This window comes from Staphylococcus sp. HMSC035D11 (assembly GCF_001836075.1).
Lineage (GTDB): Bacteria > Bacillota > Bacilli > Staphylococcales > Staphylococcaceae > Staphylococcus > Staphylococcus hominis.
Genome location: NZ_KV827261.1, coordinates 30,540 through 55,972, shown reverse-complemented (window position 1 = coordinate 55,972; position 25,433 = coordinate 30,540). Strand labels below are relative to the sequence as shown.

Sequence of the window (25,433 nt, the reverse complement as noted above, 5' to 3'; positions counted from 1 at the left end):
AAACTTTTGTGCGAAAAAATATGTCATTGAGATTTAGTTATTGTCTTTTATATTAGTTGTACGTGCTACGAGTTGATGACGTGCATTAAAGAATTGACCATAACTTAAATACGTTGCAATCAATGCAGACATAATCGTTGCAGTAGTATGAATAAACACAACAAGTAATTGGAATTTGATGGCTTGTAATGGTGCCATACCTCCAATAATTAATCCTGTCATCATACCCGGAATAGACACTAACCCATATGTTTTTACAGAATCAATTGTTGGAACAATCGCTAAACGAATACTTTCACGAATCGCCCCTTTAGACGCAAGCTTTGGCGTTGCTGCTAATGTTAACTTAGATTCAATATCGTCTACATCTCGAACGAACGCACGATCTAAATTTTGATATGCCAAATTAATGGCAATTAAACCATTATTTGCAAGCATACCGCCGATAGGAATGACATCATTTGCTTTAAAATCGATGGCACCAGCAAGCACTGCACATGCTAATGGAATTGCTGTTGATATAAATATAGAAACAAAAGAAATCCAAAACACATGATGCATAACAGGCGATGCACGATTAATGGTATTCCAAGAAGCGTTAATAATAATGACTAATACTGCAATCAATAATATCCATACTTGATCAATTTTAAAAATATATTCTAATATCAATCCTAAAATTAATAATTGAACCACCGCTCTAATCGAAGCGACGACTAAATCTTTGATAATATGTAAGCCTTCTTTATATGAAATAATAATAGGAATTAATAATAATAATGCTGTTAAACAAAGCGCTGTATTACTCATTATGATTTAACACCTCCTCATTTGTAATCTGACCATCTTTAATAGTAATCCTTCTTTGAAAGTTTCTCATACTTTGATCATTACTATGGGTAATCCATAATATAGCGACGCCTTCATCTGCTAATTTAAAGATAATATCTTCAATTTTTTCTTTATTTTGCGTATCAAGTGCACTCGTTGATTCATCTAGGAGTAATATCTCTGGTTGATACATTAACTGGCGTGCAATAGCAATACGTTGACGTTCTCCCCCAGACATATGTTCTATTTTAGAATCTAGACTATAATTTGATAAGCCGACTTTATTAAGTAAATCATTCGCTTTATCTTCATCAAATTGATCATAATGCGTTAATGCTGGGAAAGCCATATTGTCGCCTACTGTCGTTCCAAATAATTCACTTTGTTGCATCATGTAACTAATTTTAGAACGTAATTCTTCAGGACGATACTCATCATATGGTTTTCCTTTAAATAATAATTCTCCTTCAGTCGGACTAATTAAATTGTTGAGTTGCTTTAAGAATGTACTTTTTCCGCTTCCAGAAGGACCAACTACTGCAACGGTTTCACCTTGATCTAATTTAAAATTAATATTATTGAGTATCGTTCGTTGATCTGCTTTATAGGTCAGATGTTTTACTTCTAATAACACAAGCGTTTCCTCCTTATCTTTACTCTTTAATGGGATGACATATTCTTTTTTATCATAACAAAAAAAGAGGCAAAGTAATGAAATTCAATGTTACTATTTTTTGAATTTCAATGACTCTACCTCTTACTCTTAACCCCAAATGATACTCATAATAATCGCTATAAAAGAAACAAAATTATTTATCATATGAAGGGTAATCGTCATCGCTAAATTTCGACCACTTAAGTGATATGCCACAACAAATCCTGTAGCCATAATTAAATAAGGGCCAACTTCAAATGGTGATGATGCACTTGTCATATGTAATCCTGCAAACCCGAGCACTGACACGACATACATCACACCATACGTTAATTTTTTACCTAACTCATGAATTAACAAATGTCTAAATAATAATTCTTCTACAACAGGTGTAATAATCACAATATCTAAAAATAAAACAGGCCAAAGCCAATTGATTTCAAACATTTTAATAATCATTTTGTTATTTTCTGTATCATCAAACTGATATTGTTTCGGTAAAAATTCCATTAAATAACCATATGCGCCTTGCAACACATAAAGGGCCACCATCACAATGATAATGAGTGGAATATGTTTTTTTAAAGCTTTGAATCGTGAGATGGCAATAGGAATAATGGTTTTGCGATGCATTAAATAAAAGACTACTAATACAAGACATTGACCAATTAACGTAAAGACTTGGGCATATCCTAAATAATATTTTGTAAACTTACTTTCCGATATATGACCTCCTGTGATGCCTGAAATTATTCCCATCACAATAAATGTAAGAATCAACGGAAAAACAATATTCATGACTAAATATGTAGGTATGAGCCAAAAATCACGTTTAACAATACGTTTTGAATCAAATTCATTTCTTATCGGTCGCTGCTCTGAGGTTTGGTAGTATGTATCATTATGTTCCGAAGTCATATAACTCTCCTATTCTTTCTATTTAAACAAGCTTATCAATCATTGTAATAATAAATATGATGAGTTGTACAGTACTATGATAAAGATAGGACGCTGCTAAATTTTTCCCACTTTTCATATATACAATCACTGCACCTATTGAAATAATCATGTAAGGCATGGCTTCCAATATTGAAATTAAATCATATACTTGGACAATGGTTTCTATTAACACACTAACAATCATCATTACTAAAAGATTAAATTTTTTGCCTAATTCATGAATCAATAGATGACGAAATAGTAACTCATCAATTAAGGGTCGTAATAATACTACTGAAATAAAAGTGAATATCAGTGCACTTGGATGAATAAACAATCCTTCTAAACGACGTTGTGCTTGTGTGTCTACGTAGCCAAAAGGATGCGGTAACATGTGTGCCAATGCATTAAAACCATAATATAACATCACACTAACGATTACGATGATTATAATCAATTTCAAATACTGATGAATCGCAATACGATATTGTCGTCGTACAACACTCGCAATATAAAACTTATGTAATGTGAAAAATAATCCTAACACAATAAATTGAGCAATCACAAAACTTAAACTTAGCATCACATTATATAAATAAGATGGCGGTGGTTGTTGGGTAACCATAGCCGTCACACCTAATACACCAAAAACAATAATAATAGGCGTTAAAATTTGGAAAAAGATAAACAAAGGAATGAGTAGAAAATCTTTTTTTATTATTTCAGGATTACCCCATCGATTTTTTGATACCACTTGTGTGATCACATCTTTTTCTTTTTTCATATATCACCTCAACTATCTACGCATATAGTACTTTATCATTTAAAAACATTATTGTCATAAGAGATTCTAACTTTTCCACAATTTGATATTTAAAGATAAATATTAAATCTATTTATTTATATTTGTAAATAAAATTTTTTGATGTAAGATTTACAGTATAAAGAGAATTGAGGGGGGATGGGCATGACAACTTTACTTACTGCCATGCAATTTATAGTTAATATTCTTATTATTATGGTGTTACTTTCTATATTAATGGTTGGGTTATATCTTTTATTCAAAGATAAAAGACAAGAACAACATAGTGTGTTACGTAACTTTCCTGTATTAGGCAGAGTACGTTACTTTTCAGAGAAAATAGGACCAGAATTACGTCAATATTTATTTGCAAATGATACCGAAGGAAAACCATTTTCAAGAAATCAATATACTGATATCGTTTTAGCAGGTAAATATCATTCAAGAATGACTAGTTTTGGTACAGAAAAAAACTATGAAGAAGGCTTTTATATTCGAAACGCTATGTTTCCATTACAAAAGTCAGAACTTCAAATTGATAACCATTCAATGATTTCAACATTTATTTATTCAATCGATAATGAACGATTGTTTAAGCGTGAAGAACATCGTGAGAATAAACACATCGATCCTTATTATTTATCAGATGATCATGCAGTTATTATAGGCGAAGAATTAGCACATCCCTTTAAAGTCAAACGTTTAGTAGGCCAATCTGGTATGAGTTATGGCTCATTAGGTGGGCGCGCGATTACTGCATTATCTCAAGGACTTGCACGTGCTGGCACATGGATGAATACAGGGGAAGGTGGATTATCTGAATATCATCTTAAAGGTGGCTGCGATATTATTTATCAAATTGGACCAGGTTTATTCGGCGTGAGAGATAAAGACGGTGGTTTTAGTGAAGAAGCTTTCTTAAATGTGGCAAACCATAAAGAAGTTAAAGCATTTGAAATTAAGCTTGCACAAGGTGCTAAGACACGTGGTGGTCATATGGAGGGCAATAAAGTTACAGAAGAAATTGCTAAAATTCGTAATATCGAACCCTATAAGACAATCAACTCACCTAACCGCTTCGATTTCATTAATAATCCAAAAGAGTTATTAGAATTTGTAGCTAAGTTGCAAAAACTCGGTCAGAAACCTGTGGGCTTTAAAATTGTGGTAAGCAGAGTTGATGAAGTTGAAGCCCTTGTTCAAGAAATGATTAACCTAGATATTTATCCAAACTTTATTACTGTTGATGGTGGTGAAGGTGGAACAGGGGCAACTTTCCAAGAATTACAAGATGGTGTTGGCCTCCCACTTTTTACTGCCCTTCCAATCGTTACTGGTGTTTTAGAACGTTATGATGCACGCAAATATATGAAGATATTCGCATCTGGAAAACTTATTACACCAGATAAAATAGCCATTGCACTTGGACTTGGTGCTGATTTATGTAATATTGCAAGAGGTATGATGATCAGCATTGGTTGCATTATGAGCCAACAATGTCATTTAAATACTTGCCCAGTTGGCGTCGCAACAACGGATCCTAAAAAAGAAAAGGCTTTAATTGTTGAAGAAAAGCAATATCGTGTCACAAACTATGTGACTAGTTTACACGAGGGATTATTTAATGTTGCAGCTGCAGTAGGTGTTAAAAGTCCAAATGAAATTACAGAAGATCATATTGTGATTAAAAGAAAAAATGGACATATTGAAGATATCGCAAGTTATAAATTAAAACTTATTCAATAGTCAACAAAAAAGTGAGACAATCTATATCATCGAAAGGTTGTCTCACTTTTTTATTATTCTTCATTCATATTGCTTTTTTTCTTGAATCCAATTTTTTTAAGTTCTTTGACCGTACCATCCATTGTCACTTTTTTATAGTTTTTAGAATAATGTGCTAATGCAAAGTAACGACTAACGTCTTTTAAGTTTGCTTTGTTATAATCAATATCTATGTTTTCAACTATTTTTTGATGCCTACTACTTAGCGTATATGTTACGCCCTTTTCCCCTTTTAATGGACGATAGTCTTTAAAAGATTTTTCACCTTCTTGTTTAGACATTCCCAGATCATCATATTTTAAAGTACTGACAGTTGATTGTTTAATCACTTTATTTTTTTTATAAGTTAATGTTGTATGAACATGCTTACCATCAATATCACCTTCGTATGTTTTTGAACGTGATTGACTACAAGCCCCTAATATACAAACACTTAACACTGACAACACAAATAATGTTAAGACTTTTTTCATTATGCTCATCTACTTCCCCATATTTAATTTTAAACAAATTATATCACTTACCAACTATGAATGGGATACATTTAATTTGCATAGATATGATAAACTATTGTTCATAAAATTCATTTTATCCATGCTACAATACACTTAACAACGTTTTTAGGAGGACTCAATGTATGAAAGAATCTATCGAATTACTCAAAACATTAACAGATGTTAATGGTATCGCTGGTTATGAGTACCAAGTTAAAGAAAAAATGCGAGACTATTTAACACCTATTAGTGATGAGATTATCGAAGATGGTTTGGGTGGTATCTTCGGTAAAAAGGAAAGTAAAACGGGATCTAAATCATTAATGTTAGCTGGTCATTTAGATGAAATTGGATTCATCGTCACTAAAATTGATAATAATGGATTTATTAAATTCCAACCTATTGGCGGTTGGTGGAGCCAAGTGATGTTATCTCAAAAAGTAACCATCACGACTGACGATGGTAAAGAAATACGAGGTATTATTGGTTCTAAACCTCCACATGTACTTGAACCAGAAGCACGCAAAAAGTCTATCGATATCAAAGACATGTTTATTGATATTGGTGTTAGAAGTAAAGCAGATGCTGAACAATACGGTATTGAAATTGGAAATATGATTACACCTTATAGTGAGTTTGAACAACTTGCAAATGGTAAATATTTAACTGCCAAAGCATTTGATAATCGATACGGTTGTGCACTTGCTATTGACGTACTTAACAATCTTAAAGATGAATCGATCGGTATTAATTTATATGCAGGTGGCACTGTACAAGAAGAAGTTGGTTTACGTGGCGCTAAAGTCGCAGCAAATAAAATCAACCCCGATTTAGCTATTGCAGTCGACGTTGCGGTCGCATATGATACACCTGGAATGGCACAATATGGTAGTGATACAGCCATTGGTGACGGTCCGGTAATTATTTTAATGGATGCTTCAAATGTGGCACATCAAGGCTTACGTCAACATATTAAAGAAGTGGCAAAAAAACATTATATTACGGTTCAATGGGATACTACACCACGCGGTGGTACAGATGCTGGTAGTATCCATGTTGCTAACGATGGTATTCCAACAATTGCTATTGGTGTGGCATTACGCTATATGCACTCAAATGTATCTGTTCTCCATACAGATGATTATGAAAATTCAGTACGATTAATCACTGAAATTGTACGTTCTTTAAATGACCAAACGTATAATCAAATCAAATGGTAATTTGAATATTGAAATGTTACATCTACTTATGTTAATATCACATTAACGAGTATTAACGTCATAACGATGCGAACCCCTAGTCTATTGCCCTAGACTAGGGGTTCTTTGTGTATTGGATTATCTGCCGTCTTTTTTATTCTTATATTGTTCAAACCAATAATCAAACAATATATTGAGCCACCTATTTAATATAGGTGCAATAACGAGTCCAAATATTAACGTCATAACTTCACCTCCTTTAAACGTACTACCGTCTAAAGGAAAGACGACGACAATATTATACCATTTTTATAAAATAGAATTATTTATCTAAATACATAAAAAGCGAGAGACAGCCTCATACTGAAGCCTTCTCTCACACTTAAACGCTAATATATCCACTATGATTTATTCTACAGAATGTTTCCATTTATCTTCACTTAACATTTCACCAGGCCAAGTGTATGCCATCACACCACCATCAATACGAATCGTTTCACCTGTAATAAATGAACTATCATCTGATGCTAGGAAAGCAACCAATTTACCTACTTCTTCAGGTTGTCCTAAACGACCAAGTGGAGTGACCCATTTCTGATTATCGCGGAATGTTTTACCCGCTTCGTCTTCAGATGTACCAGCTAAATTATCTACAAGCGGTGTTTCAATGGTACCTGGTGCAATCGCGTTCGCACGAATATTTTCACGGCCATATTCAATCGCAATCGATTTAGTGAAATTAATGACGCCACCTTTAGCGGCATTATAACCAGAACGATACAAGTCTGCTGCTTGTCCTGAGAATGAAGCTGTATTAATGATTGAACCTCCATTATCCAACATTAATGGTAATAAGAATTTCGTTACTAAGAATGTACCTCTCATATCGACAGACATAATTTTATCAAATACTTCAACTGGATATTCATGAATACGTCCTGCCCCATTATCTACACCTGCATTGTTGAAGATAATGTCAATGTGACCATAGTCTTGTTTAACTTTCTCAGCAAAATCTTTCACTTGTTGATCTTGAGAGATATCAACTTTATAAGCTGTCGCTTTACCGCCCTCTTGATTAATGTCATCTACAGTTTTTTCTAATTCATCTGAAATATCAAGTGCTAAGACATGTGCTCCTTCTTGCGCTAACACTTTTGCCGATGCTTGTCCAATACCTGTACTTGCACCTGTGATGACTGCAATTTTATTTTCTAAACGTCTCATCTTGTCACACTCCTAGTGAACTTGTTTTCTAATACAACCTTATTCTTCCACTAAATAGTTCAGATTAAACGTGATACTAAAAATGAAATCGTTTTACAATTGAATTCTTTTCTATATCCAAAGAAATGTAAATATGATTCGTATCTTTTTCTATTAATAAAATTCATGTAAAATAAAACTATAATAGGAAGTATTGAAAGACTTAGGAGGCCATGATGGAAGAACGTATAGGATTAATAGATATTGGCTCGAATACGATTAGATTAGTTATCTTTAAATTTAGCAAAGAGGCAGGATTAAATGAATTGCTCAACATTAAAACGCCTGCTCGCTTGAGTCAATATTTGACAAAAGAAAATAAAATGAGTCAAGAAGGTATTAAAGTGCTCATTGAAGCATTACGCAGTTTTAAATCTGTATCTGAAAAATTTGAAGTAAAAGAATTGCATCCTATCGCAACAGCAGCGATTCGTCAATCTGAGAACAAGGATGACATTGTTAAAAAAGTGAAAGATGAACTTGATATTGAAATTTCAATTATTCCTGAAAAAGACGAAGCATATTATGGTTACTATGCTATTACTCATACTACGGAAATTGAAAATGGTGTATCTGTAGACATCGGTGGTGGTTCAACTGAAGTTACTTTATTTAAGGATAAAGAATTATTTGAATCACATAGTTTTCCTTTCGGTGTAGTAACGTTAAAACGTAAATTCTTTGATGGCAAAGACCACAATGATAAAGGCGCGATCAAAGATATGGAGAAATTCTTATCTCAACAATTTAGTACATTAGATTGGCTTAAAGATCAAGACGTTGCATTAGTCGGTGTCGGTGGTTCTGCACGTAACGTAGCACGTATCCATCAATCTGAACACACTTATCCTATAAGTGGCGTACACAATTATACAATGTCAGATAAAGATATTGATGAAGTGTACGATATTATACGTAAAAGTTCACGTGATGAGTTAAATAACCTAGATGGATTAAGTCGCGATCGTGCAGATATTATTCTTCCAGCGGTGTCAGTATTTAAGACACTTTATAAAAAAATAGATGCGAAGCAATTCACATTTTCAAGAAATGGTTTACGTGAAGGCTATATTATTAAACAAATTCGCTCACGCTATCCAGATGTATTTGACAAAAATAATGTGCGTAAAGAATCGATTTATTTCTTAGCACATGACTATCACATCGAAGAACGTAGCTCACAAGGTCGTCTAAAATTAGCGCAATCTTTATTAAAACAATTAATGGATTTAGGTGATTTAAAGATTAATAACACAGAGCAACGTCTCTTTGAAGAAGCGACCTATATTTATTATTTAGGTAGATTTATTGATTCAGATTCAAGTTCTCCACATACGTATTATATTATCGCGAACTCAATGATTAATGGTTATACACATAAAGATCGCGTTAAACTCGCCCTTTTAGCAAGTTTTAAAAATAAATCTTTACTTAAATTTTATTGTAAAGAAACAGATTGGTTCAGTAATAAGGAAATTGAAACAATTCAAGCATTAGGTGGCATTATTAAATTTGTGAATGCTTTAAATATTTCACAAACTAGCTTTGTTGAAGACGTGACTTTAAAAGAAACGAAAAAAGGCAATGACGATTATGAACTGACCGTACATTATACTGAAGGCGAACCGATTGCTGAGAAATATCAAGCATTAAGACAGAAAAAGCATATCGAAAAGATTCTTAAAGGATCAGTATCCATTGTCTTTACAAAATCTTAAAATTTGTATGCTATATTATAGGTAGATAGTTCTGTCATAGACTATATATTTTTACAAATAGAAAGATTGATAATCGAAGAAATGACGAGGTGTATTTTGAATATGCAAACTCAATTGGGAGACTATGATATTAGCTTGCCGAAGTACTATAATAATCGCGAACTCAGTTGGTTAGATTTCAACTATCGTGTATTACAAGAAGCTTATGATAACAACAATCCACTATTAGAAAAATTAAATTTCGTATCTATCTTTAGTTCGAACTTAGATGAATTCTTTATGGTGCGTGTGGCTGGTTTAAAAGACCAAGTAAAAATGGGATTCGATAAACCTGAAAACAAAACACAAATGACACCACAAGAACAAGTAGATGCGATTCAAGAAAAAGCTAAAAAATATGTCAATATACAATATGAACGCTATAACGAACTTATCGAAGAATTACGCAATTATGACATTGTTATGTGTAAACCAGAAAACTTATCTGACTCTATTTTAAGCAAGTTAGAAAGAGATTTTAAACTAACTATTTTACCAACGTTAACACCACTTGGTATAGATGCATACCATCCTTTCCCAAAACTAAATAATAAAAGTCTAAATATCTTCGTAGATATCGATACAGATGATGCCATTAACTCAGCGATTGTTCAAATTCCATCTCTTATCCCTAGATTTTTAACTTATAATGAAGGTTCAAAACAATATGTAGTCATGGTAGAAGATGTCATTACACACTTCATTAATCACTTATTTACAGGCTATGAAGTATTAAATACCTTTACATTTAGAATTACTCGAAATGCTGATTTAACGATTCATGAAGATGGTGCTGAAGACTTACTTATCGAAATTGAACGCTTCTTAAAAGAACGTAAAAGTGGTTCTGCTGTACGCTTAGAAGTCGACAATCGTACAGCGTCTATCGAAGATTTAGGATGGTTAACAGACACTTTAGAAGTGGATGAACAAGACGTTTACTTACTTAATGGACCTTTAGATTTAACATTTATCTTTGGCTTAGTTGACCATCTATCCCATAAATTGAAATATTTAACATATGATAAATATACACCACAAATTCCACGTTCATTAGGTAACAATAATGTGTATGATCTTGCATTAAAACGTGATGTCTTTTTCCATCACCCATACGAATCATTTGAGCCTATCGTAGACTTTATTCGTGAAGCAGCTGAAGATCCTAACACGATTGCGATTAAACAAACGCTTTATCGTGTAAGTAAAGATTCACCCATTATTAAAAGCTTAAAAGAAGCGGCTGAAAATGGTAAACAAGTGACTGTACTTGTAGAATTAAAAGCGCGTTTCGACGAAGAAAATAACGTTCATTGGGCACGTATGTTAGAAGATGCAGGTTGTCACGTTATTTATGGTATGACCCATTTAAAAACCCATAGTAAAATTGCTCTTGTCGTTAAACGTATCGGTGGCGAATTAACTTCATTCGTACACTTAGGTACAGGTAACTATAACGATAAAACTGCAAAACTATACACAGATATGGGTGTGATTACGACAGATAAATTAATTGCTGAAGATGCCATTAATTTCTTTAACTATTTAAGTGGTTACTCAGTTAAACCTGAATATAATAAATTAATTGTCGCACCATTCGATATTCGTGACGTCTTTATTGATCGCATTGATAAAGAAATTGCAAGTCATCGTCAACATGGTAACGGTAAAATTATGATGAAAATGAACTCCTTAACTGATAAGGCCATCATTGAAAAATTATTTGAAGCATCTCAAGCGGGTGTTAAAATTCAACTCATTATTCGCGGTATCTGTTGCCTAAAACCAGGCATTCCAGGGGTCAGCGAAAATATTGAAGTTGTCAGTATTGTAGGTCGTCTATTAGAACACTCTCGTATTTACTACTTCTACAATAATGGTGACGAACGTATTTATTTATCATCTGCAGACGTAATGACACGTAACATGATTAAACGTGTTGAAATCTTATTCCCTGTAGAAGATAAAGAAATCGGTAAACGTCTTGTAGACTTTATGAATTTACAATTATCTGATAATCAAAAAGGACGTTATCAAGATCAATATGGTGATTATCATTACGTTCAAAATGATTTATCACCATTAAATTCACAAGCTTACTTGATGAAAGAAGCAGTTAAATATGGTAAAAAGCTAAAAAAGGAGACAACCCAGCCTTCAGGAATGCCCGTCGTTTCCAAAAGAAGAGCTAGCTGGGTCAATCGTCTTCGAAAAACATTAAAAAAATAATATGACTATAAAATAGCCAAGTCGTGTCATTCATAAGCACGACTTGGCTTTTTAATTTATTTCTCAGGATGTTCATACCAGTGTTTTAAGAATGTATATAACACATCACTATAAGTTTGAAGTTCTTGTGCTTCTATCTTTTCATCCACACTATGAGCTTCTTCTAAACTACCTGGACCATATAAAATGGTTGGAATATCAAAATGAGCTGTCCAACCTCCATCTGTCACTGTGGTACTCATACCATGTTTCATTTCGCTATGATGAACGTGATAATGCGCATCTTGTAATTGTTTAAAGCCGGGATGTTCTAATGGAATCGTAAAACTTGGGAAAATTTCTCCTTTATCTTCTATCATTGATTCACCGCCCCATTCGAACTGTAACGGGTTCTCTCTCAACCAAATGTCTGCATCTGCAACACGATTTAAATACGCTTCTATCTCTTTTGTAACGTCGTCATAACTTTCATTCGGTAAATAATGAACCGTAATCCATAAACGACATTCATCAGCAATAAAAGCAGGATGACGTCCCCCTTCAATAACTGCTGGATTAATTGTATTCGCACCTGGTGGCATCCCAGGACTATGTTTCATTACTGCCCAGTGTTGTTCAAGTTCATTCAGTGCTTGAATGATTTTAGTCATTTTTTCAATTGCACTCGCACCAAATAAACCTCCGCCAGCATGAATCGTTTGACTACGTGCGCCATCATGAATGGTATTCTTACTTTTAACAGTAATCCACCCTGTAATGACCCCGCCTTGTCCAAGTGCCATATTTTCACTTGTATCTAATACTAATGCTAAATCTGCTTGAGGACCGATTTCACATGCGCGTTTTGTTCCCGCTTCACCCACTTCTTCTCCTACTACAGATTGCACGACAATATCTCCTTTAGGTCGTCGTCCTTCTTGATGTAGTTTTTCAAGCACATAAAACAGCGAGGCCATACCGCCTTTCATATCACTCACACCACGACCATATAGCCATCCCTCTTTTTCAGTCAATTGAAACGGTGGATATTGCCAATTAGAATCATCGTCCACATTTGCCACATCTACATGACCATTGAGAATTAATTTAGGTGCATCCTCATCTTCCCCTTTTAATGTTGCGACGATCACACTATCATTTTCATATAAATGTTCACGTTGAATATCAAAGTTTAGTGTTTTTAATATGTGCTCAATCTCATCTTGTAAAGGATCCGTATTACGTCCAGGAGGACTCTCCGTATTATATTTGACTAATACATCTAGCAATTCAAATAAACGTTGTTCCATTACTTTATCACCCTTTTAAGTTATATTATCTTTCAATATAAGTGTAACATTTCAACACTCATATTGACGGATAAAAAAGGAGCGTTCCCTACCATAGGCAAGAAACGCTCTTATTCTCATTAGATTTAAACTGGACGAACGATGACTTCATTAACATTCACATGTGCAGGTTGTGTCACTGCATAGATCACCGCATCAGCTATATTCTCAGGATCTAATTTCTTTCTATCACCAAAGTCATATCCTTCTGTCATAGGCGTATCTACCATTCCTGGTAAAATACTTGTTGATTTAATGCCTGTTCGCGCAAGCTCTTTTTCTAAAGCTTCTACGATACGTAATACAGCAGATTTCGTTGCACTGTATAATGCACTTGTCTTATTAACTTCAAAGCCTGAAATAGATGCCATATTGACAATATGACCACTAGATTGTTCTTCAAAATGAGGAAGTACGGCATTCAGACCATATAATAACCCTTTAATATTCGTATCAACCATTTTATCCCAATCGTCTACTTTGTAATCTGTGATTTTAGAAGATAAGTTAATGCCTGCACAATTGACAAAGATATCGACTTTTCCAAATTTAGCAATCGCATTTTCTACGAGCGCATCAACGTCATCACGATACATCACATTGGTTGGTGTAATAAGGTAGTCTCCTTCATTCAAATGTTCTGCAACACGTTGTAACTTCTCATCACTACGACCAGCTAGCACAACTTTAGCGCCTTCTTCAGCAAGTCGTTTGGCTGTTGCTTCACCAATTCCACTACTCGCACCTGTAATAATCGCAACTTTATCTGTTAATTTAGCCATATTCATCATCCTTTATTGTTGTTTATTCATTCAATTTCCATAATTCTCTATAAATAAACGTCTGTATCAATTTAAAGTCTCATTTATAGATTGTAATTTAAAAGTAAACGTAATAAAGTGAAGATATATATTACTATAAATAAAGGGGAATAGAATATGTCTGTGATTGCGAAAGATTTTAGTCCATTAGTTCAAGCATTACGTCAAAAAGTAGGCCGCACAAGTTTTTCATTTCGTTTCGAAGATTTATTTACTAAAGAAGAATGGTTAAACATGAGTGTCAAAGAACGCACACGTCAAGAAAGAGAATTTATTGCACGAATGGATCACATTCTAAATATTCGAATGCCTTTTTCTAGTGAAGATGGCTATAAGTTCAAATTGTATAATCAAGAGTATCAATATAACGAAGTGAAGAACAACTTTAAATCTTTATAATAAAAAACCCACATCAAGGGAAGTGAGATGTGGGTTTTAACACATTATCCAAAAATGATTGGGGGTATATTTAGGGTATGCCCTCGATTGCTCACCAACGAGGGCATGATATTATACGTTCATGAATGTTATAGGAGGTCATTCAATTCTGTATTTTAATTTGTAACTAGTGTTTTACGTTCGAGACCATAGAAGTATAAACGTTCAGCATCTAAATAAGACATTGAATCAATTGTCATATATCCATCTTTTATATCACTAATTAATCCTTGGTTTACGCCTGTTTTTAAATAAATATCGTAGCTACCTTCTTCAGAAAAAATAACGCCTTCTATTACCTTTCTCATTAGTATCACTCCAATTACTTATTCCTTACAATTCTTATCATACACGCTTTTTTTTATTTTAAAAGGGATATGTGATGATTTTCACAAATAGTTCAATAATTTAAAAATTTGTTTGTTCATTTTTTCACATGTAAGTTGAATTTAAATGACAAGTATGTTAAGGAATAGAAAAAATTTCAATTCCTTCAAATTCTTTGCTAATTAATTAAAAAAAGAAGCATAAAATCATTAAATCTTATGCTTCTTTTCTAAAAAATATTTAGTGATAAAATAAGTTTAAATACATATTCACTCAATTTATTTAATTTAATTAAAACTAACGATAAATCGCTATTTAATTTACTAAATATCTATAAATATCATCCCTAATTGGAGTTTTCATTATAAAATTCATAGTTACAATCTTATCTTCTGTGACATTAGTTGTCTCATTTGCGCTACCTTTCATATACTCAGCTTCTCCTAAGTAATAATGCTGCGAGCCTTCAGAGTCATTTTTCTTAACAAAAATATATATTGTCTTACCGTCCTCTTTATGATTAATAATTTGATTTATTTCTTTATTCTTTAAAGATACGTTTTTTCTTGAAACCCAAGCCAACTCTTCTTGATTTAAGAAATGATCTTCATATTTTATACTATCATCTATATCTTCTGATTTATGATAAGTAATAAATAATGGTATATATCCATCAAGCACTCTATATCCATATATATTATTTGCCATGTTTTTTTTATCGTTTCTCCAATTGACTAATTTAAGAAAGTCTAAGCGCGTATATTGATTATATAAAATTAAGTCATTCCCTGAATTTTGAATTTTTTCATTATAATACTTTGCCAAATTTAAAATATCAAAAACAAATGATCGATAATCTTCGTCTTTAAGATATTCAGAAAAAGTTTTACTTAGTCTTTTTGTATTAGGATCTACAATTGGACTTCCATACCTTTCTTTTTCATTTTTACCAAAGTAATTTAACGACAAAATATTTAAAGAAGTTTTCATATCATCCTCAGATTTTAGCGAATAATCATTTCCTTTTATCATATTCTCTAAGACTTCATAATCAGATTTTTTCAAGCCTGGTAGTAATTCTTTTGATAAAAAAGTTAGATTTTTTACAGCATCTTTCCTAAAAATTTCCCCAATATAATTATACTTTTTCAAAAATAAATAATAATTATTAAATTTAGATATAATGACTTTCGGATCAATAGAATTTTGAGTAATGAAATCCATAAGCATAGGTCTTCTACCTATTCTTTCTTTTACGTTTTCAAATGCTTCTTTTATTATTTTAGTACTATTTAAATTAGCATGATCAATTGATTTGAAAATTTTCTTTTTAGCTATTTCCTCAAAGTTAATAGTTGACACACCACTTAATTTATTAGGTTCAGTCAGAAATTTTCGATAGTCATCTTTGTTATGAGATTGATTATCTGATAAAGCAATAGGAATTAAATAATTATTTTCATAATTTCCAATAAAGTCGATAATCGTTACAAACTCTTTTTCTGAACTTTTTCTTAAGCCCCTTCCAAGTTGTTGAGTAAATATAATGCTGGATTGAGTACTTCTTAGCATCACTATTTGATTAACTTCTGGAATGTCTATTCCTTCATTAAATAAATTAACAGTGACAATATAATTGATTTTTCCATTAATCAATTCATTTATTACTTTTGTTCTCTTATTCTGAGTATCTGAACCTATTAAAGCTTTACTCGGAATATTATTAAGAGATAATTTTTCAGCTATTTCGATCGCTTCTTCTTTTCGACTTACAAAAATAAGTCCTTTTAACTGACTACCTGAGTATCCATAATAATTTGTTTTTTCAATAATATGTTTTATTCTTTCATCTGAAGTCAAATCTTTTAATTCAGTATAATCATCACTTGTTACACCATTATGAATGTAATCAGTTACTCCAAAATAATGAAACGGACATAAAATATCACTTTCTAAAGCTTTAGGTAGCCTAATTTCATAAGCAACGTTATTATCAAATAACTCAAAAATATTTCCCTCATCAGTTCTTTCAGGTGTAGCAGTCATACCAAGCATAAAATTAGGTCGGAAATAATTCATTATAATCTGATAGGTCGACGCATCTGTTCTATGAGCTTCATCAAAAACAATATAATCAAATTCTTTTTTATCAAAAATCTCATAATTATTATTGTTAGACAATGTTTGAATTGTTGCAAAAAGATATTTTGATTCGATATCTTTATATTTACCAGTATAAAAACCAAAATCTGTTTCTTGATTAAACGGAAAAACTTTTTTAAATTCTTTCATTGCCTTTTTCAAAATACCTTCATTATGAACAATAAATAAAAATTTTTGAGGATTATAGTTTCTAACATCTAAGGCACATAAAATCGTTTTACCTGTTCCAGTTGCTGAAATTACTAATCCTTTCTTCTCTCCAGAATTTCTAAGTTTTTTTAAAGACATTAATGCTTCTTCTTGCATAATGTTAGGTTGGATTTCATTAGATTTTTTAAAACGATTAACCAGATGATTTTGTTCTCTATTTATTTTCAGAAAATCTTTATATAATTTAGACTCAAATGTTTCTTCATAATCATTAACCCATTGAGAATTTAGATTTATACTATTTTCCCAAAGCACTTCAAATTGATTTTTTAAATTATAAATTAACTCTCCATTTTTATGAGTAGATAATAAAATATTATGTTCATAATTTATTTTCATAGCAGTCGATGTTAAGTTGGAACTTCCTATAATCATTGAAGAGTAATCTTCATGGTCAAATATGTATCCTTTAGCGTGAAAGCCTTCTACATCAGTTAATCGAACTTCTATATTTTCTAGTTTTAATAATTCTCTATACATTTTAGGTGTATTAAAACCTAAATAATTAGAAGTGATTAACTTACCTTTGATCCCTTTATGATTTAAATCATTGAATATAGCTTTTAAACTTGCCAAACCACTTTCTGTTATAAATGCTACAGATATAAAAAAAGAATAACATTTTTCTAATTCATTAATAATAGAAGTAAGCACGTTTTGATTTTTATTATTTACAAGTAACTTAGGAGTTAAATTACTTTCATTTGTCAGGTTTTTATCAATAAATCCTTTTTTTAAGGACTGATTTAGATTTAATATTAGTTTGTCTTCCATTAATTTTTACCTTTAACGATTATTTCTACAGTTGGGATATCAGCAGGCGCCCAATCTAATTTAGCAAGTTCATCGGGTTCTAACCATTTTATTTCTTTATGTTCTGTTAAAGTTGGCATTTCATTATTTAATGTACATTTATAAGTTGTAAGGTTAACAATCCCAAAGTCATATTCATATTCAGCTGCTATTATTTTATTTTCTACAGTTAAATCGCATTTCATTTCTTCGTTTATTTCTCTAATTAAAGCTTCTTCTTCTGTTTCTCCCTTTTCTATTTTTCCACCTGGAAATTCCCATTTTAGAGGTAAACTCATATTTTCATTACGTTGTGCACATAGGATTTTATTTTCTGAATAAATGACTGCACCAACAACGTTAATATTTTTTTTCATAAATAACACCTCTGTTTTAGTTTATTTATTATAATTTTATCAAACTTCGCTTTTTCATCAATAATATACTAGAATTGAGTTTCTTTAAAAATAAAATATCACTTATCCAAGAAAATCTTAATTTTCTCGAAAAGTGATATTATTAGTCGAATTATTGCTATTGCAACATCTATGATATTCAAATTTTATATTATATAATAAAAATGTCTTAGGAGAAGTCCTAAGACGCTGAGGAAAAGTTTCTCAGAAAAAAATTTTCTGGGATGTTGAGGATTTATGATTAGAGAAGTGTTTGTCGACAATTTATACCTTCTCTAATCAGGGCACGCCTTAGCGGAAAATAGGGTGTGTCCTGTTTTTAGGTTTAGTTTTGATGAGATTGAAGTGTCTAAGAAGATTGAAGAATAACCACTTGTTCTTCAATGTCTTAGGCACTTTAATTATTATAATCCTAAATGTTTAATAAATGTTACGAGTTCATCTTTCATTTTAGGATCTTTTAACGCATATTCTATTGTCGTTTTAACGAAGCCTAATTTTTCTCCAACATCATAACGATCACCATCAAAGTCATATGCATACACTGGAACAGCACTATTCATACGTTCAATCGCGTCGGTTAATTGAATCTCATTACCGGCGCCTTCTTTTTGTGTTTTTAAATAATCGAAAATTTCTGGCGTTAAAATATAACGTCCCATAATCGCTAAATTAGAAGGTGCTGTACCTTGTTCAGGTTTTTCAACAAATTGTTTCACTTCATAGCGACGACCTTGTTTCTCTAATGGATCAATTATGCCATAACGGTGAGTCACATTTCCAGGCACTTCTTGCACTCCAATAACAGAATGTCCTGTTTCTTCATATACATTCATTAATTGTTTAATTGCTGGCTCTTCAGACTCTACGATATCATCACCTAATAATACTGCAAACGGTTCGTTACCAATGAATTGACGCGCAGTATAAATGGCATGTCCTAATCCTTTTTGTTCTTTTTGGCGTACATAGAAGATATTCGCTAAATCTGTAGAATAATGTACTTTTTCTAGTAAGTCTGTTTTCCCTTTTTCTTCAAGGACCATTTCTAGTTCTTTTTGATTATCGAAGTGATCTTCAATCGCACGTTTATGTTTACCAGTCACAATAATAATATCTTCAATGCCTGCACGTGCCGCTTCTTCAACAATATATTGAATCGTTGGCTTATCTAAAATAGGAAGCATTTCCTTAGGCATGGCTTTTGTCGCTGGTAAAAAACGTGTCCCTAAACCAGCCGCAGGTATGATGGCTTTCTTTATCTGTTTCAAACTCGAATATCTCCTTTGCGCATTCTGTCTTTTATATTATAAGTAAGTTTATCATTCTTTTATTGTCATTCATAGCGATTGACTGTATTCTTCCATGATATAAAAAATAAGAAGCAAGATTGAAATTCAATGATTTCTCTCTTACTTCTTTAATAAGTTATACAAATAAACTAATGAATAAGATAAAGATGATGCCCGATACTGAAATGATGGTTTCAAGTAATGACCAAGTTAAGAATGTTTCTTTCACAGTCAATCCGAAATATTCTTTGAACATCCAGAATCCAGCATCGTTAACGTGTGATAAGATAACGCTCCCTGCACCAATGGCAAGTACGACAAGTGCCACATTGGCATCTGAATGTTGTAATAATGGTAAGACGATACCTGTTGTTGAAATTGCTGCGACTGTTGCTGAACCTAGTGCAATACGTAATACTGCAGCGACAATCCATGCTAGTAAGATAGGTGACATAGTTGAACCTTCGAATAGCTTAGCAATCGTATCCCCTACACCACCATCAATGAGAACTTGTTTAAATGTACCGCCACCACCAATAATTAAAATCATCATCCCAATTGGGTAAATAGCATTCGTTACAGATTTCATAATGTCATCCATTTTTCTTCCTCTATGTAAGCCCATTGAAAAAATAGCAAAGATGACTGAAATTAACATCGCTGTACCTGCTGTACCGATAAAGTAAATGATTTGTTCAAACAGATTTTTAGCAGTTTCATGTCCAGTCACTAATTGAACAACCGTTGATAATAACATTAAAATAACAGGTAATACAGCAGTGAGTATACTTAAACCAAAACTTGGCATTTCAGATGCTTTAAATTCTTTTTGTGAACCAAGTGCTGAAATATCCCCTTCACGTGTATAAGCAGATGGGATGAGTTTTTGTGCAAATTTATTAAAGATTGGACCTGCAATGAGTGTCACTGGAATGGCAATAATAATCCCATATAGTAACACATGTCCAATATTCGCTTTTAATTCTTTTGCTATAACTACTGGACCAGGATGTGGTGGTAAAAAACCATGTGTCACAGATAATGCTGTTACCATAGGTAATCCTAGTTTCAGTGGTGACACTTTCGCACGTTTAGCAATTGTAAAAACAAGTGGAATGAGTAATACTAATCCTACTTCAAAGAATAATGCAATACCAACGATGAAGGCTGCAATCAACATTGCCCATTGAACATGTTTTGGTCCAAATGTATCAATCAGTGTATCCGCAATACGGTTGGCGCCTCCACCATCTGCCAGCAATTTACCAAGTATCGCGCCTAATCCAAAAATCAGTGCAATATGACCTAGGGTGCCGCCCATACCTGCTTCTATCGTTTCCATTACTTTATTTAAAGGCATGCCTAATAAGATGGCTGTTACAATAGATGTAATAATTAATGAAATAAATGTGTTTAGTTTTAAGAAAATAATCAGTGTCAGTAGTAATACGATTCCAATGACCACACTTGCTAGTGTCCATATTGTTCCCATTTGTCTTCTCCCCTTTAATGTTTCATTTATTTAAATACGTCGATTAATTCATATGTTTACGTTGAAAATCTGCAATTTCTTCATAGCGATCTTCAAGCGTACGACTTAAGTTTATGAATATCGTTACAAGTTGTTGATACATATTTACTGTATCTTGGTTCGGTTGATGTGCATAAGTCGTGCCAACCATATTTTCAATAATTGAATAATCTTCAATATCTCCCAATGCTTTTAAACCAAGGACACACGCACCTAGACAAGAACTTTCATAACTTTCTGGTACGATGACATCCGTATCAAAAATATCTGCCATCATTTGACGCCATACTTCACTTTTCGCAAAGCCACCTGTTGCTTTAATCGTATTTGGTGTTTCATTCATTACTTCGATAAGTGCTAAATAGACGGTATAAAGGTTATACAACACCCCTTCAAGTGCAGCGCGTATCATGTGTTCTTTTTGATGTGACAATGTTAAGCCAAAGAATGAGCCACGCGCATTCGCATTCCATAAGGGTGCACGTTCTCCTGCAAGATACGGATGGAAAATTAAGCCATCTGCACCTGGCTTAACACGACTCGCTATTTTAGTAAGCACATCGTAAGGATCCACTCCCAAGCGTTTTGCTGTTTCAACTTCACTGGCGAGTAATTCATCTCTTAACCATCGAAGAATGACACCCCCGTTGTTGACCGGTCCACCAATCACATAATGGTCTTCATCTAAGACATAACAGAAAATGCGACCTTTATAATCTGTACGCGGCTTATCAATAACTGTACGAATCGCACCTGATGTCCCAATTGTGACTGCAACTTCCCCTTTTTTATAACTATTGACGCCTAAATTTGATAACACGCCATCGCTTGCGCCAACTACAACCGGTGTATTTTCATCAATACCCATCAATGTGGCATAACGTTTTTTCATCCCTTTTAAAATATGTGTCGTTGGTACAAGCTGAGGTAATTGAGAGGCTGAAATACCAAGTAATTCAAGTGCTTCTTGATCCCAATCTAACTGTTGTAAGTTAAACATACCTGTTGCTGAAGCCATAGAGTGATCAATCACGTATTTTCCATAAAGTTGATAGAAAATATATGTTTTAATATCCGCAAACATTGCAGTATTTTGATAAATATCTGGTTGTTCATGTTTCATCCAAAAGATTTTAGAGAGTGGTGACATAGGATGAATGGGTGTACCTGTGCGTTTATAAATGTCATGTCCCCCATATTGCTCATTTATCAAGTCAGCATATCGATTCGCACGATTATCCGCCCAAATCATGCTTTCAGTTAAGCGCTCGTGTTGGCTATCTAATGCAATTAAACTATGCATTTGCGCACTAAAAGAAATGAATTTAATATCTTCTTTATGCACCCCAGATTCGCGAATCACATGTTTGACTGTCATTAATACGGCATCGAATAATTCATCAGGATTTTCTTCTGAAACATCAACATTTGGCGTATGTAAAGGATAGCCAATATGATGCTTTGTAATAAATTGACCTTGTTCATCATAAAGTACTGACTTCGTACTTGTTGTTCCAATATCTACTCCAATCATGTATTTCATATGTATTCCTTCTTCCTTCTATTTATTGTAACCAAAAGCTTTCAATATCTTTACCTACATCGTCAAAGTTTAAATGAAACGCTTCTCTTAACGCATCCGTATCATAACGTTCTACCGCTTCTATAAATATCGAATGGTTACGGTGTATTCTATCAAAATCTTCTTTATTTGTTCTCATTCGCTCTCTCATTGAACATAATACAAGCACTTCTACAATGGGTTTCAAATGATTCCAAAATGTTTGAAGATAATGATGTTGAGAGGCATGAATCAATGCTTCATGAAATTGAAGATCATGTTGCGTAAAGGATTCAGCATCTTCAAATTGAACAGCGACTTTCATCATTTCTAAATGTTTTTTCATTTCTTTAATCACTTTTTTTCTATCAATATGCTTTAATTTTGAAAATGCAAAGGATTCAAGCATTAATCTCAAATCATATAATTCTTTCTTTTCTTGTTCACCAAATTCAAGAACCCTTGCACCCATACGTTCGAGGTGAATGAGTTGATTCGTTTGCAGCAATTTAAATGCATCTCTAACTGGAGAGCGACTGACATCGAATTGTTTAGCCACTTGATTTTCAGTTAGTAATGTATCGGGTTCAAGCGTACTATTAACAATCTGAAACCTAAGTTCCGCAGCGATACTTTCCCCTGTAGTCATTCTGTTTTTCCATTGTTTCGGATAATGTTGTTCCATCTTTTCACCTCAATACGTTAACTTGTATACAAGTATAGTAATACACCATTTCAAATTTTGCAAGCGCTTACTTTTTTGTAATTTAAAACACCTAGCTCATTATAAGCCAGGTGTTTATTACGATTCGTTTTGGTATACTTCGATACAATAATGTGTTTGATGGCAGTTAGGACATGTTAATTGTCTTGTTTTAGGTGTATGTTTCGCTTTTACGAAAGCACCTAATGTAGGTTTAAATGTATGGTGACAATTCGGACACAGATATAACACCTTTTTTAAATATATTGCTGTCAGCACAATGGCATATGTGATTAAGATGGGTAATATAACAATCAATGGCTTAATTGAACGTCTTAATAGACTTAATAGCAAACCACTATATTGTATGATCCCTAAGATGCCAACACTTATCCAAATCTTTTTTCTAAAGTATGTTATTTTATATTCTTGTTTCATAGCATCATCAATATCAGTAAGATGGTTAATAGGCGCACTTGACTGCTCAGAAATGTATGTTTCGACTTTTTCAATTTGATTTAATGTATGACTGTACATCTCTACTTTTGAATGTAACGCATCTTTTCTCAATGAAAGTAATGTTTTAAGCGTGTTCATATTTGTATCTTCATCAAGTAATGTCTTTATTTCATCTAACGTACATCCTAATTGTTTTAATACCAAAATCAGTTCAAGCTGCTTTACATGTTCGTCAGTATAATATCTGCGATTAGAGTCTGTTTGTCGATGAGCTATAAGTAATCCTTTTCGATCGTAATATTGTAGTGTTCGAATCGTGACTTTACTCTGTTTTGCCAATTCTCCAATCGTATAGTGTGACATATCATTCACCTCCTACTGTTAACATAGCTAATGACGCTACGTCATAAGCAAGTATTATTTTAACATTTGCTTATGAAGTCTGCCGGTGGTCTCATTCTTCTTGAATCCACTGTTTAATGTGGTCAATAATACCTATTGTGCCATTAGGCAGATTATCCAAGACAGCAGGAAAGTCGATATGTCCGATACCAGAATATATGACTTCATTTACTTCACCGCCATATTTTTTATACATTTTCATTGTTTCTTGTGAATCCGTGTAAGGAATGATTTCGTCATCTTCACCTGAAATAAATAAAAGTTTAGGAAATTGTTCTATTTCTTCTATATCTGGAAGGTAATCTGCGTTTGTAGAATAAATGATATCTGTAATAATTGTTTTAATGGGTGCAATATATGAAAATAAATTACGAATGCTATTATTTTTGTTATGAAAAGATTTTTTCAAAATATATTGCGGTAAATTTTTAAAAGCAATCATCTCATCTTTAAAATGATCTCTTTTACTATTTGAAGTAAATAAACGTGACAACATGCTTTGATTTGGTGTAATACGTGCGGCGCTATTTAAATAAACTAGATGTGAAATAGGTAAAGTATTAAATTTTAATAAGCGTGTGCCAATCATCCCTCCCATAGAATAACCTATGATAACTAAATTTTTAATACCGTATGTTTCTATAACTTGTGAAAGCACATCATTGATACGCTCAGAATAATCATCTAACGTATGTTGTTCTCTTACAATGTTAGAGCTTTCGCCTCTACTTGGACAATTAACAAAAATCAGGTTGTTGTCTCTAAAATAAGGTTCAAACAACAACATAATGCGATATGTCATCATTGCTCCATGTATAAATACGATGGTTTTATCTGCATCCCTATTTCCGGCAAATGCGACTTCAATGTGTTCACCCTTAAATTGTTTTAGTTCATATCGTTGTGACTTAAAATTCTGCTCAATCATTTTAAAACTCCAAAAAATATATATTACTATTCATTTATTTTATCATAAAAATATATCATTTTATCTTACATAAAAAAGCGAAACAATAGCTATACGTTTCTATCG

At 32.7% G+C, this 25,433-nt stretch carries 22 protein-coding genes; 5 read left to right on the top strand and 17 right to left on the bottom strand.

All coding sequences use genetic code 11. From position 1 onward, the window contains the following. Positions 1-33 precede the first annotated feature (33 nt). The 4 genes from fetB to lnsB all read right to left on the bottom strand — a co-directional run bounded on the left by fetB (position 34) and on the right by lnsB (position 3,209). Positions 34-810, bottom strand: coding sequence for an ABC transporter permease (gene fetB, locus HMPREF2647_RS07340; RefSeq protein WP_019835004.1), 777 nt, complete (start codon positions 808-810; stop codon positions 34-36). Next, positions 803-1,465: an ABC transporter ATP-binding protein gene (locus tag HMPREF2647_RS07335; protein ID WP_019835003.1), complete on the bottom strand. Its 663-nt coding sequence runs from the start codon at positions 1,463-1,465 to the stop codon at positions 803-805. The genes fetB and HMPREF2647_RS07335 overlap by 8 nt, the downstream gene beginning before the upstream one ends. Positions 1,466-1,594: 129 nt before the next feature. Further along, entirely contained in the window at positions 1,595-2,404 is an 810-nt protein-coding gene (locus tag HMPREF2647_RS07330) for a CPBP family intramembrane glutamic endopeptidase (protein ID WP_049434362.1), read from the bottom strand. Between the two features lie 22 nt (positions 2,405-2,426). Continuing rightward, entirely contained in the window at positions 2,427-3,209 is a 783-nt protein-coding gene (lnsB, locus tag HMPREF2647_RS07325; RefSeq protein ID WP_070859808.1) for a CPBP family lipoprotein N-acylation protein LnsB, read from the bottom strand. Positions 3,210-3,392: 183 nt separating this feature from the next. On the opposite strand from lnsB, the gene HMPREF2647_RS07320 reads away from it, so the two are divergent. Continuing rightward, a complete protein-coding gene (locus HMPREF2647_RS07320) occupies positions 3,393-4,973 on the top strand; it encodes an FMN-binding glutamate synthase family protein (protein WP_070859806.1) in 1,581 nt (526 codons plus the stop codon). Positions 4,974-5,026: 53 nt separating this feature from the next. Here the strand turns inward: HMPREF2647_RS07320 and HMPREF2647_RS07315 are convergent, their stop codons facing one another. After that, positions 5,027-5,485 (bottom strand): DUF1307 domain-containing protein, encoded by a 459-nt coding sequence (locus tag HMPREF2647_RS07315; RefSeq protein ID WP_070859804.1) that lies wholly within the window; start codon positions 5,483-5,485, stop codon positions 5,027-5,029. A gap of 164 nt (positions 5,486-5,649) precedes the next feature. Here HMPREF2647_RS07315 and HMPREF2647_RS07310 point away from each other — a divergent pair, with 164 nt between their 5' ends. Further along, entirely contained in the window at positions 5,650-6,726 is a 1,077-nt protein-coding gene (locus tag HMPREF2647_RS07310; RefSeq protein WP_017175008.1) for a M42 family metallopeptidase, read from the top strand. Between the two features lie 387 nt (positions 6,727-7,113). Here HMPREF2647_RS07310 and HMPREF2647_RS07305 read toward each other — a convergent pair whose 3' ends face one another. Further along, positions 7,114-7,932 (bottom strand): SDR family oxidoreductase, encoded by an 819-nt coding sequence (locus tag HMPREF2647_RS07305; RefSeq protein WP_070859801.1) that lies wholly within the window; start codon positions 7,930-7,932, stop codon positions 7,114-7,116. Between the two features lie 215 nt (positions 7,933-8,147). Between HMPREF2647_RS07305 and ppx the strand changes: the two genes are divergently transcribed. Together ppx and HMPREF2647_RS07295 are read left to right on the top strand one after the other, a co-directional pair. Continuing rightward, positions 8,148-9,689: an exopolyphosphatase gene (gene ppx, locus HMPREF2647_RS07300; protein WP_070859798.1), complete on the top strand. Its 1,542-nt coding sequence runs from the start codon at positions 8,148-8,150 to the stop codon at positions 9,687-9,689. Between the two features lie 102 nt (positions 9,690-9,791). Further along, positions 9,792-11,957: an RNA degradosome polyphosphate kinase gene (locus HMPREF2647_RS07295; protein ID WP_048762207.1), complete on the top strand. Its 2,166-nt coding sequence runs from the start codon at positions 9,792-9,794 to the stop codon at positions 11,955-11,957. Positions 11,958-12,013: 56 nt separating this feature from the next. Here the strand turns inward: HMPREF2647_RS07295 and HMPREF2647_RS07290 are convergent, their stop codons facing one another. Together HMPREF2647_RS07290 and HMPREF2647_RS07285 are read right to left on the bottom strand one after the other, a co-directional pair. Next, positions 12,014-13,246 (bottom strand): acetylornithine deacetylase, encoded by a 1,233-nt coding sequence (locus tag HMPREF2647_RS07290; RefSeq protein WP_048762209.1) that lies wholly within the window; start codon positions 13,244-13,246, stop codon positions 12,014-12,016. Positions 13,247-13,371: 125 nt separating this feature from the next. Then, on the bottom strand, positions 13,372-14,067 hold the full coding sequence (locus HMPREF2647_RS07285; RefSeq protein WP_019834994.1) for an SDR family oxidoreductase: 696 nt from the start codon (positions 14,065-14,067) through the stop codon (positions 13,372-13,374). 156 nt (positions 14,068-14,223) lie between these two features. Between HMPREF2647_RS07285 and HMPREF2647_RS07280 the strand changes: the two genes are divergently transcribed. Further along, positions 14,224-14,505, top strand: coding sequence for a DUF1413 domain-containing protein (locus HMPREF2647_RS07280; RefSeq protein ID WP_019834993.1), 282 nt, complete (start codon positions 14,224-14,226; stop codon positions 14,503-14,505). Positions 14,506-14,660: 155 nt separating this feature from the next. On the opposite strand, the gene HMPREF2647_RS07275 is transcribed toward HMPREF2647_RS07280, so the two are convergent. The 9 genes from HMPREF2647_RS07275 to HMPREF2647_RS07235 form a co-directional block, all read right to left on the bottom strand. Then, positions 14,661-14,852, bottom strand: coding sequence for a hypothetical protein (locus HMPREF2647_RS07275; protein WP_002448449.1), 192 nt, complete (start codon positions 14,850-14,852; stop codon positions 14,661-14,663). A gap of 334 nt (positions 14,853-15,186) precedes the next feature. After that, positions 15,187-18,018, bottom strand: coding sequence for a DEAD/DEAH box helicase (locus tag HMPREF2647_RS07270; RefSeq protein WP_048762211.1), 2,832 nt, complete (start codon positions 18,016-18,018; stop codon positions 15,187-15,189). Next, positions 18,018-18,413, bottom strand: coding sequence for a (deoxy)nucleoside triphosphate pyrophosphohydrolase (locus HMPREF2647_RS07265; protein ID WP_048762213.1), 396 nt, complete (start codon positions 18,411-18,413; stop codon positions 18,018-18,020). Before HMPREF2647_RS07265 ends, HMPREF2647_RS07270 begins: the two co-directional genes overlap by 1 nt. Positions 18,414-18,856: 443 nt before the next feature. Then, positions 18,857-19,723, bottom strand: a complete 867-nt coding sequence (galU, locus tag HMPREF2647_RS07260; protein WP_049413706.1) for a UTP--glucose-1-phosphate uridylyltransferase GalU — start codon at positions 19,721-19,723, stop codon at positions 18,857-18,859. 157 nt (positions 19,724-19,880) lie between these two features. Continuing rightward, positions 19,881-21,236 carry a gluconate:H+ symporter gene (locus HMPREF2647_RS07255; protein ID WP_049413704.1) on the bottom strand — a complete coding sequence of 452 codons (1,356 nt, stop codon included), beginning with the start codon at positions 21,234-21,236 and terminating at the stop codon, positions 19,881-19,883. A 43-nt stretch (positions 21,237-21,279) separates the two neighbouring features. Beyond that, complete coding sequence (gene gntK, locus HMPREF2647_RS07250) at positions 21,280-22,818, bottom strand: gluconokinase (RefSeq protein WP_049413701.1); 1,539 nt, start codon at positions 22,816-22,818, stop codon at positions 21,280-21,282. A gap of 22 nt (positions 22,819-22,840) precedes the next feature. Then, positions 22,841-23,521: a GntR family transcriptional regulator gene (locus tag HMPREF2647_RS07245; RefSeq protein ID WP_049413698.1), complete on the bottom strand. Its 681-nt coding sequence runs from the start codon at positions 23,519-23,521 to the stop codon at positions 22,841-22,843. 117 nt (positions 23,522-23,638) lie between these two features. Continuing rightward, positions 23,639-24,361 (bottom strand): MerR family transcriptional regulator, encoded by a 723-nt coding sequence (locus HMPREF2647_RS07240; RefSeq protein WP_049379288.1) that lies wholly within the window; start codon positions 24,359-24,361, stop codon positions 23,639-23,641. 91 nt (positions 24,362-24,452) lie between these two features. Further along, positions 24,453-25,328, bottom strand: a complete 876-nt coding sequence (locus HMPREF2647_RS07235; protein WP_049413694.1) for an alpha/beta fold hydrolase — start codon at positions 25,326-25,328, stop codon at positions 24,453-24,455. Between the last annotated feature and the right edge of the window lie 105 nt (positions 25,329-25,433).